The organism is Hominisplanchenecus murintestinalis, from assembly GCF_943193015.1.
Taxonomy (GTDB): domain Bacteria; phylum Bacillota; class Clostridia; order Lachnospirales; family Lachnospiraceae; genus Hominisplanchenecus_A; species Hominisplanchenecus_A murintestinalis.
Window position 1 is genome coordinate 13,470 of the sequence record NZ_CALPCM010000007.1, and the last position, 10,418, is coordinate 23,887.

At 48.7% G+C, this 10,418-nt stretch carries 7 protein-coding genes; all 7 read left to right on the plus strand.

Annotation, left to right across the window (positions count from 1 at the left end):
• Positions 1-168 precede the first annotated feature (168 nt).
• The 7 genes from NFR99_RS04390 to NFR99_RS04420 all read left to right on the plus strand — a co-directional run bounded on the left by NFR99_RS04390 (position 169) and on the right by NFR99_RS04420 (position 10,412).
• Positions 169-2,532 carry an HAD-IC family P-type ATPase gene (locus tag NFR99_RS04390; protein ID WP_251352891.1) on the plus strand — a complete coding sequence of 788 codons (2,364 nt, stop codon included), beginning with the start codon at positions 169-171 and terminating at the stop codon, positions 2,530-2,532.
• A gap of 14 nt (positions 2,533-2,546) precedes the next feature.
• Positions 2,547-3,944, plus strand: a complete 1,398-nt coding sequence (locus NFR99_RS04395) for a sodium-dependent transporter (RefSeq protein ID WP_251352893.1) — start codon at positions 2,547-2,549, stop codon at positions 3,942-3,944.
• 134 nt (positions 3,945-4,078) lie between these two features.
• Positions 4,079-4,879, plus strand: a complete 801-nt coding sequence (locus NFR99_RS04400) for an N-acetylmuramoyl-L-alanine amidase (protein WP_135975065.1) — start codon at positions 4,079-4,081, stop codon at positions 4,877-4,879.
• A gap of 278 nt (positions 4,880-5,157) precedes the next feature.
• Positions 5,158-6,510: a CCA tRNA nucleotidyltransferase gene (locus NFR99_RS04405; RefSeq protein ID WP_251352895.1), complete on the plus strand. Its 1,353-nt coding sequence runs from the start codon at positions 5,158-5,160 to the stop codon at positions 6,508-6,510.
• 134 nt (positions 6,511-6,644) lie between these two features.
• Positions 6,645-8,564: an N-acetylmuramoyl-L-alanine amidase gene (locus NFR99_RS04410; RefSeq protein ID WP_251352897.1), complete on the plus strand. Its 1,920-nt coding sequence runs from the start codon at positions 6,645-6,647 to the stop codon at positions 8,562-8,564.
• 15 nt (positions 8,565-8,579) lie between these two features.
• Positions 8,580-9,611, plus strand: a complete 1,032-nt coding sequence (locus NFR99_RS04415; protein ID WP_120481366.1) for a DUF6077 domain-containing protein — start codon at positions 8,580-8,582, stop codon at positions 9,609-9,611.
• 33 nt (positions 9,612-9,644) lie between these two features.
• Positions 9,645-10,412 (plus strand): hypothetical protein, encoded by a 768-nt coding sequence (locus tag NFR99_RS04420; protein WP_120481367.1) that lies wholly within the window; start codon positions 9,645-9,647, stop codon positions 10,410-10,412.
• The last annotated feature ends 6 nt before the right edge of the window (positions 10,413-10,418 follow it).

Sequence of the window (10,418 nt, forward strand, 5' to 3'; positions counted from 1 at the left end):
AAAGAATTCCCATACGTAAACAAAAAAATGAAAGAAACAGAAAAGGAAAAAGGAAGATAAGAGGAAGGTTCTTAAAAATTTAAGAATATGGTGTACAAAAACTGACATGTTTTGTATACTCTTTTATAGAGTTAAATATGCCGCAGGAAAAAGGGGTGCATAAGTTTTATGGCAGAAGGAAATTACAGAGGGCTGACGGCTTCGGAGGTCCGGCAGAAAAAGGAGCAGGGACTGGTAAATGTCACAAACAACAATATTTTTAAGACAAAGAAAGAGATTATCATTACCCATACGATCACATATTTTAATTTTCTAAATCTTTTCCTTGGAATTTTGGTGCTTATATCGGGGCAATATAAGAATATCACATTCATGGGCGTCATTATCGTAAACTCCATCATAGGAATCATCCAGGAAATGAAAGTAAAAAAACTGGTAGACGGCCTTTCCGTGATTACAGCCTCGAAAGCGAGAGTGATTCGGGACGGGGAGGAGCAGGAAATCCCAATCGATGAAGTCGTGCAGGAAGACGTGGTGGCGGTGGCAAACGGCGACCAGATTTGTGCGGACTGCATCGTATTGGAATCAGACGGCATGGAAGTGAATGAATCTATGCTGACCGGAGAATCGAAGCCTGTCCGGAAAAAGGAGGGGGATAAGCTTCTGTCAGGAAGTTTCCTGGTAGCCGGAACGGGGGTCGGCAAAGTTGAGCATGTCGGAGAGGAGAATTATGCGGTGCAGCTTGCAAAAAAGGCTAAGACAAAGAAGCGTGCAACGTCTGAAATGCAGCGCATGATTAAGCGGATTATTAAAGTGCTGGGTATCCTGATTATTCCGATTGGTATTCTTTTGTACCGTTCTCAGATTAACGTGGATGGCGCGACATTTTCCGAAAGCCTGGTTGGGACTGTGGCCGGGGTTATCGGTATGATTCCGGAAGGTCTGGTACTTTTGACAAGCGTGTCCTTTATTCTGGGCGTAGGCCGTTTGGCGAGGAAACGTGCGCTGGTACAGGAGATGGAGGCGATTGAGGCGCTGGCGAGGGTAAATGTGCTCTGCCTGGATAAAACAGGGACGATTACGACAGGCGAACTGGAAGTAGTGGAGCTGGAGGCAGTGGGCGACGAGGAGACTGAGCGTCTTGAACAGGTTATGAATGAGATGTCATATGCCTTTGATGATGTGAACAATACCCAGAAAGCGCTGATGAAAAGGTTTAGGCAGACGAAAATATGGAGGATTTCGGGGAAAATCCCATTTTCATCTGACAGGAAGTACCGCGCCATACGATTTGAGAATGAAGGCTGCTATGTGCTGGGCGCTCCGGAATTTCTGAATAAAGATGATGAAGAGCTGCGGCAGAAAGTTTACGGTTATTCGGCGGAAGGGCTTCGTGTTCTGCTTCTGGGCAGGTGCGGAGATATTCATGAGGATACGGGGGAAGTAGAAAATGTAATACCTGTGGGGCTGGTTGTGATTTCAGACTGCATTCGTCCCGAGGCGATGGATACATTCCGCTATTTCAGAGAGCAGCAGGTAGATATAAAAGTGGTATCCGGAGATAACCCTATGACTGTATCGCAGATAGCGGTTAAGGCGGGGCTGGAAGGCGGAGAGCGCTTTATTGACGCGAATGAGCTGCCTGAAGACTTTCAGGAGCTGCGCAGGGAGGTAGAGAAATATGCGGTGTTTGGCCGTGTGAAGCCTGAGCAGAAGCAGAGGATTGTCCAGGCATACCAGGCGAATAAACAGGTAGTAGGCATGGTAGGCGATGGTGTGAACGATGTGCTGGCATTAAAAGATTCGGACTGTGGCATTGCTATGGCGGCAGGCAGCGACGCAGCGAAGCAGGTGGCGCATATCGTGCTTTTGGATTCCAACTTTGCCTGCCTGAAAAATATTGTGAGTGAGGGACGTACCATCATTACGAATATTGAGCGTGTAAGTTCCCTGTACCTGACAAAGACGATTTATTCCGTGCTGCTGTGCGTGATTTTTATTTTGCTGGAGAGGGCGTATCCGTTTATTCCGATCCAGCTCTCCTGGATAAGCACTACGGCAATCGGGATTCCGAGCTTTATTCTTGCCCTGGAACATACAGAATCTGTCAACTCCAGCGGTTTTCTGCGGCATGTGCTGCGGATTGCCCTGCCTTCGGCGGTGACGATGGTGCTGAGCCTGCTGGTTATCCAGGTTCTGGGGCGGTTCTGGCATATGGAAGAAACGCTGACCTATACGTTTAATCTTTTAGCCGGCGGCGCCGTAGCCATGATGGTCGTAGTGAAAGTGTGCCGGCCGATGAACTGGCTGAGAAGGGCTTTGAGCATTAGCATAATTGTTATATTCTGCGCGGGTATCCTCGTGGCACCGGGATTTTTAGGGATTTACAGCATTTTCCGCTGGGAAATGGCGCTTATGGTTCCGCTGTTGTGTATGGTAGTTGTGTTCTTTAAGATGTTCACGGACTTTGCCGAAGGCTGCTTTTGGGCGAGGCGGTGGATTAAGAGAAAGATGAAAAGGAAAGTATTGTAGGAGGAAAGAGAAAGATGGGAAAAGAGGAAAGTGCGGGAAATTCTTTGGAGGCAGGAAAGTCCCGCGGCAGTTTTTCTGGAAAGCTGGGATATGTCCTGGCAGTTGCAGGATCGGCTGTGGGGCTTGGGAATATCTGGAGGTTTCCCTATCTGGCTGCGAAATATGGGGGAGGTATTTTTTTACTGGTATATCTGGTGCTGATGCTGACATTTGGATATGCGCTGATTGTATCGGAGACTGCGCTTGGACGTATGACAAAAAGAAGCCCGGTGGGAGCCTTCCAGGCATTTGGAAAGAGTTTTCCGTTTCGGTTCGGCGGCTGGATAAATGCCGTGATTCCCATGTTGATTGTACCTTATTACAGCGTGATTGGGGGATGGGTGTTAAAATATTTGTTTGAGTATTTGAGAGGAAGTACAGAAGTCCTTGCAGGAGACGGCTATTTTTCAGGATTTATTGCAGATGGGATTAGCGCCGGGGGCTGGTTTCTCTTTTTCGGGCTGCTGGTTGTGGCAGTTCTCTTTGCCGGGGTAAAGCAGGGAATAGAGAGGGTTTCAAAAGTGATGATGCCGCTGCTTGTTGTACTGGCCGTCTTTGTGGCGGGATATTCTATGACCAGGCCGGGCGCTTGGGAAGGAGTAAAGTATTTCTTGATTCCGAATGTAAAGAATTTTTCCTGGATGACGGTGGTTGCCGCTATGGGGCAGATGTTTTATTCTCTTTCTATAGCTATGGGAATTTTATACACTTACGGATCTTATATAAAGAAAGATGTAGACATTGAAAAGTCAACAGGGCAGGTGGAAGTGTTTGACACGGCAATCGCCATACTTGCGGGGCTTATGATTATCCCGGCAGTTTTCGCATTTTCCGGCGGAGATCCGGACACTTTGAAAGCAGGTCCGGCGCTGATGTTTATTACAATTCCGAAGGTATTTGCGAATATGGGCTTTGGAACGGGAGCGGGAGTTATGTTTTTTCTGCTGGTGCTGCTTGCGGCGCTGACCAGTGCGATTTCTCTGGCGGAGTCCGGTGTGTCTACTTTTGAAGACCAGCTTGGCTGGAGCCGCCGTAAGTCTACCCTGCTGATGGGGGCGCTTATCATTCTGTTTGGACTGGCTTCCGCACTTGGTTTTGGGGCGCTGGATTTTATTGCTCCGTTTGGGATGTCGATTCTTGACTTTTTTGATTTTCTGACAAATTCGCTTATGATGCCTGTGGCTGCGCTGGCAACCTGTCTTTTGGTTACCCGTGTGGCAGGGCTTGGCAAAATTGCACAGGAAGTTGAACAGTCGTCTGCTTTTAAGCGCAGGGGCATGTATAATATATTTATGAAGTATCTGGCTCCCGTGTGCATTGTGATTATACTTCTCAGTTCGATTGCGAACGTACTCGGATGGATTTCCATGTAGGAAAAGCCGGGCGGTATGAGTTCATGCTTTGCCTGGCTTTTCCTGTATAAAATGATAGAGAAAACAGCACGTTCTGCACATTTTGCCCGGGCTTACATACAATAGCTATAAAGAGAAATAGCAGGGGATTATTTATGGCAAAGATTGTAGTGGACGCCGGTCACGGAGGCCGGGATTCCGGAGCAGTTTTCCAGGGAAGGCAGGAGAAGGATGATACGCTCCGGCTGGCGCTGGCTGTGGGGGAAATCTTGGAAAGGAACGGGCAGGAGGTTGTGTTTACCAGAACAGAGGATGTGTATCAGACCCCTTCTAGGAAAGCGGCGATAGGAAATGAAGAGAATGCAGATTTTTTTGTGTCTCTGCACAGGAATTCCAGTCCGGTTCCAAACCAGTATAATGGAGTAGAAACCCTGGTTTATGATAATAACGGCATAAAGTCAGAAATGGCAGAGAATATCAACAGTGAGCTGGAACAGGTGGGATTCCGCAATATCGGTGTCAAAGAAAGACCGGGACTGGCGGTGCTCCGCAGGACGAGGATGCCGGCTGTATTGGTGGAAGCAGGATTTATTAACAGCGATGTGGATAACAGGATTTTTGACGAGAATTTTGATGCGATTGCCCAGGGGATTGCCAACGGGGTTCTCCAGGCTATCCATGAAAATAACAGGGCGCAGGAAATAGAAGGAAGCTTTCCTGAAAATGGGGAAGCGGAAGAAATCGTGGTTTACCGTGTGCAGACAGGAGCATTTACACAGCCCCAGAACGCCGAAGCGCTGCTTTATCAGTTGCAGCAGCAAGGCTTTCCGGTATACACGATTTGGGAAGACGGTTACTACAAAGTTGTGGTAGGAGAGTTTGGAAAACTGGATAATGCGGTGAAAATGGAAAATGTGCTCAGGAGATATGGTTACAATACCTTTGTGACAAGTTAGCGGGGGCAGTTTTTGAGAGGCTTGACAGAGAAGGCTGAAAAGTGGCAGGCGCCCCGGCTGGGCAGCGTCCGGCGTAATCATGAGAACTGTCGGTTCCGTGACTGTCCGGGGTAAGCGCCAAACCGCAATTGAAAACCAGACAAATTACATGCGGAGTCTGTGCGTTTCTTGTCATACGGCATTTCACCTGCTATAATTAACAATGACTAAGAGCGTTCTGAAAAGGACGGAAAACTTGTAGAGAAGGAAATTGCAGAAATCACGAGAAGGAGAACGCCATGCAGATTTCAATGCCGGAGAATGTGAGAAAGATTATAGAGAAGCTGGAGGAAGCAGGCTTTGAAGCTTATGCTGTGGGAGGATGTATCCGTGACTCTATATTGGGGCGTCGGCCGAATGATTGGGATATTACCACTTCCGCAAGGCCATTGGAAATAAAAGCGCTGTTCAGAAGGACGGTTGATACAGGATTGCAGCATGGTACAGTTACCGTGCTTTTGGGCGGGGAGGGATATGAAGTCACGACATACCGGATTGATGGCGAATATGAGGATGGCAGACATCCGAAGGAAGTGGTTTTTACGTCTAATCTGACAGAGGATTTGCGGCGCCGCGATTTTACGATTAATGCTATGGCTTACAGTGAAAGGGACGGGCTGGTGGATGTTTTTGACGGTATGGGAGACATAGAAAAAGGAGTTATCCGCTGTGTGGGAAACGCAGAAGAGCGTTTTACGGAGGATGCGCTGCGGATGCTGCGGGCGGTAAGGTTTTCGGCTCAGCTTGGTTTTTCAATTGAAGAAAGCACAAGGGAGGCTATTGCAAAGCTTGCCGGGAATCTTTCGAAAATCAGTGCGGAGCGCATTCAGGCAGAAATGACAAAGCTGCTTATGTCTCCGCATCCTGAGGAATTAAGGACGGCATATGAAACAGGCATTACAGCCGTTATCTTGCCGGAATTTGACAGGATGATGGGAACGGAGCAGCATACGCCTCATCATTTCTGCACGGTAGGGGAGCATACTCTGTGGGCGCTTATAAATGTACGGGCGGACAAAGTACTGCGTCTCGCGATGTTGTTTCATGATATGGGGAAGCCTGCTGTCCGTGCAGCAGATGAAAAGGGGCAGGATCATTTTATAGGACATCCGGAAGAGAGTGTGCGCGTGGCAAATGAAGTCCTGCACCGTTGGAAGTTTGATAATGATACGATAAATAAGGTGAAATGTCTGGTGCGTTTTCATGATTTGCGCCCGGCGCTTACTCCCAGGAGTGTCCGGCGTATGGCTCATAAAGTAGGAGGGGCGATGATGCCGCTGCTTTTTGAGGTACAGCGGGCGGATATCCTTGCTCAAAGCGGATGCCGAAGAGAAGAAAAGCTGCACAGCCTTGAGATGGTTGGCAGGATTTATGAAGAAGTGCTGGAAAAAGGGCAGTGTCTTTCTATGAAAGAGCTGGCGGTAAGCGGGAAGGATTTAATTGCGGACGGTATGGAACCCGGCAAAGAGATAGGGCGTGTGTTGGAAGCGCTTTTGAATGATGTGCTGGAAGAACCGGAGCATAATACAAAAGAATATCTGTTGACATACAGCAGGGAGCTTAGGAACTCTCCTGCCACTAATATTATATAAGAAAAACGCTGGAAAACAAGACTGATTCCATGTTATGCTGGATGTCAGAACCAGATGCTTTATTGACATAAGACGGCGGAAAACGTATAATGTTTACGGAGTATAAAGAGATTAGGCACGAAAAGGGGAAATCTATGATGAGAAAACGAAGGAAGGGCATGCTGTTGAGGTTTTTTCTGGCACTGGGCGTGTGCTGGATGTTTATGAGTCGACAGGCGGCGGCAGAGGAGGTTCCAGTTCTTGAATACATTTATACAGGGGAAGACGGGACGGATAGCCGGCTAATGGTTGTCTCGGTGCGCACAGGAGGGGAGAGCCTGGAGTGTGCAGAACTTTTTTGGGGGGTTGGAGAAGAAATGCAGAGCGCAGAGGCTGTGGAAGTGGTTGACGGATATGCGGCGTTTCTGCTTGATGACGCAGTAGAAACAGGGCAGCTGCAGTATTTGGGAATTGTGTGCGGCGGCGTGGAGCATATGCTGGATATACAGACATTCCGGGCGGCGGAAGACACAGTGGAGGCATCTGTAGCGGACGCCGCAGCAATAGAGCTGGATGGAGAGATGGGTGCAGCGGTGTCGGAGGATGTCGGGGAGATTCCAGTAGCGGAAGGCGCGGAAGGAATTTATGGCATGCTTGGCACGGCTGAGACAGAGGCGGCAGCTTCTGAAAACTATCGCGGGTTTACTCCGGGGAATGGGCTGAACAGGGGCGGCGGTGATATTGTCGTTGTGCTTGATCCTGGGCATGGAGGCTCGGATTATGGCGCTTACAGAACCTGGGATAACATCTCTTACATAGAAAAGAATATTGCTTTGAAGATTTCGAAATATACGAAAGAAGAGCTGGAGAAATACGCAGGTGTAAGGGTGTACCTGACCCGGAGCACGGACGTAGCTCTTTCGCTGGCAGACCGTGTGGCTTATGCGGAGCAAATGGGAGCTACTGTGCTGATTAGCCAGCATATTAATTCGACAGGAGAGCAGCAGTCCACAGCTACAGGGGCTGAGGTTATGGTGTCGAAGGGAAATTACAGGCCGGAGCAGGCGGCAGAGACAGGGGCGATAGCGCGGGCAGTGCTGGCAGAGCTTGAGAAGATAGGATTTAAAAACAGAGATTTGGTATACAAACTTTCGGAAACGGGAAATACTTATCCTAATAAGAAGCTGGCAGACTATTACGGAATTGTCAGGATGAGCGTACTGGCCGGGTTTCCGGGCATGATTGTGGAGCACGGCTTTGTGAGCAACCCGGCGGACTGCGTAAAGTATTATGGGTCAAATGCAAAGATTAAGAAGATGGGCGTGGCGGACGCCACAGCCATTGCGAAATATTATAACCTGCAAAAGAAGAGCACCATCGGCTGGAACCAGGAAAAGGGGCAGTGGTATTACGTGAGAGAGGACGGGCAGCGCCAGCCCTCCGGATGGCTGAATACAGGCGGCGCATGGTATTATCTGGACAGCAATGGCTATCGTGTGACAGGGTGGCAGACGCTTGCGAAGAAAAAGTATTATTTTAACAGCGAGGGCGTGAGGCAGACAGGCCTGACGGCGGTTGACGGAAAGAATTACTATTTTAACAGTAAGGGAATGCTCAAAAAAGGATTCTTTTCCGGCTTTGACGGAAACAGCTATTATGCGGATAAAAGCGGTATACTTTATAGCGGATGGAGAAACTACAAAGGAAAAAAATACTATTTTCATAAGAAGAGACATGCGGCACGGACGGGATGGGCAAAGCTTGGAAAATATTACTACTATTTCAATGAGGCCGGACAGATGCAGAGAGGGATTGTGGAATCCGGCGGTGAGAAGTATTATCTGGACAGCAATGGCAGAAAAAGCACGGGGCTGATTGCGTATGAGGGCAGGAAATACTATTTTGATAAAAGCACCGGAAAGATGTTAAAAAAGACCTGGAAGAGAATGAAAGCGGGCTGGTATTATTTCAGCAAATACGGTTATGCGATTCAGGGAAAGACGAAGAGAATCAGCGGTGTGCGGTACAAGTTTAATGAAGAGGGCATATGCCTGAATAAATCAAAGAGGAAGTAGGAAAGAGGGGATTTGGTGGCAGTAAAAGCGATATGGATACTGGTGTGGTTTTTAGCCGTTCCGTTCTGCACAGGCCTGTTTGTGACAGGAAAGATGGAAGAGGAGAAAGAAAGTTTTCTGTTGACGATGCTCTGCGGCTACGCAGGGATGTTTGCGGTATTTGAAATTATGACGGTGCCGATGATTTTTCTGCGGCTTTCCTTTTCTATGCTGAAATATTCCTATGGAGCAGTTATTCTGGCGCTGGCAGGTATTTCGGCAGTCTGTGAGCGGAAACGCATATTGCCGCTTATCTGGGGAAAAATAAAAAAGATACGGGAGATACCGTGGACATGCCTTGCGGCAGCCGTATTGATTGTTCTGCAGATTGGCGTGTATGCAGTAGGGATGTCTACGGATTTGGACGATTCGTTTTACGTGGGGACAGCGACGACGGCAATTGAGACAGATACCATGTATCAGTACAGCGCTTATACTGGAAATGCGGTAAAAAGCCTGCCGTCCCGATATGTGCTTTCGCCATTTCCCGTGATGCTGGCGTTTTATAGTGAGGCGGTGGGGATGAGCCCTGCGGCAGTGGCACATACGGTAATGCCGCTTTTTTTCATAGCGTTGGCATATGGCGTCTATATGCTAATCGGGCGGCGTCTGTTTCGGGGAGATATGAAAGCTACTGGGATGTTCCTGTGCTTTTTATCCCTGATTCATATCTTTTCCTATTATTCTGTATATACGCAGGGAACTTTTATGCTTATCCGTATCTGGCAGGGAAAAGCGGTACTGGCGGCGCTGCTTCTTCCGGCAGTGTTTTATTTCGGAATGCGTGTATTCCAGGGAGAGTCGAAAAGCGGAGACTGGATGGGGCTGCTGCTGCTTATGGTATCCTGCAGCCTGGTATCCTCCATGGGAATCATGCTGGCTCCGGTTATGCTGGGGATTTTTGGAATTTTGTACGGTCTTTTGAAGAAACAGTGGAAGCGTCTGGGACTGGCGGTTTTGTGTACCCTGCCCTGCCTTGTGTGTGCGGCGGTGTATATTGTATTATAGAAATGGCGTAAAAGTGGATGGTAGGAGGAAGCTATGGTTGAAACACTAAAGTCAGCGGTAAAAATGGTGGGATGGTATATAGGGGAAAGCTGGCAGCCCGCGCTGCTGCTTTTAGCGCTTCTGTATATCCTGCTGTCGAAGGAAGAAAAGGACAAGCGCCGTCTGTTTGCAGCCTATACGGGAATTTTTGCGGCGCTGTATTTTTGCCCTGTGACGGCGAAGATTATCATGGATTACTGCATTGGCGAGCTGGTTTACTGGAGGATGTTTTGGCTGCTGCCGATTCCTATGATTCTGGCGTATGCGGCCACGAGGATATGGAACAGGCAGAAGAGCAGGGCGCTGCGTGTGGGAACCCTGGCGGTTCTGGCAGCTCTTGTGGTACTGTCGGGAAGATGTGTTTACGGCTCAGACGGACCGTTCCAAAAGGCCGGGAATATTCTGAAGCTGCCTCCGGAGGTATGCTGGGCATGTGATATGATGAGGGAAAATGCACCAGAAGATGGGGAGATAAGGGTAACGGCCCCGGAAGAGCTGGTGAGCTTCATCCGGCAGTATGCACCGGATATCAAACTGGCTTATGGCAGGCGGGGAAATACCAGCAGAAAGAAAAAGCGGCTGGCAGAGGAAATGCTGAAAGAGTCGCCGGATTTTCGGAAAATCGCCAGGATTTCCCGGAAGCTGGACTGCAATTTCCTGATTTACCCGGCGGATGAATGGCAGGATGAGAATATACAGGCGTTGGACTATGAGAGGGTCGGGAATGTAAATACCTATATTGTATATAGGGATGTGCGCTGACAGAGG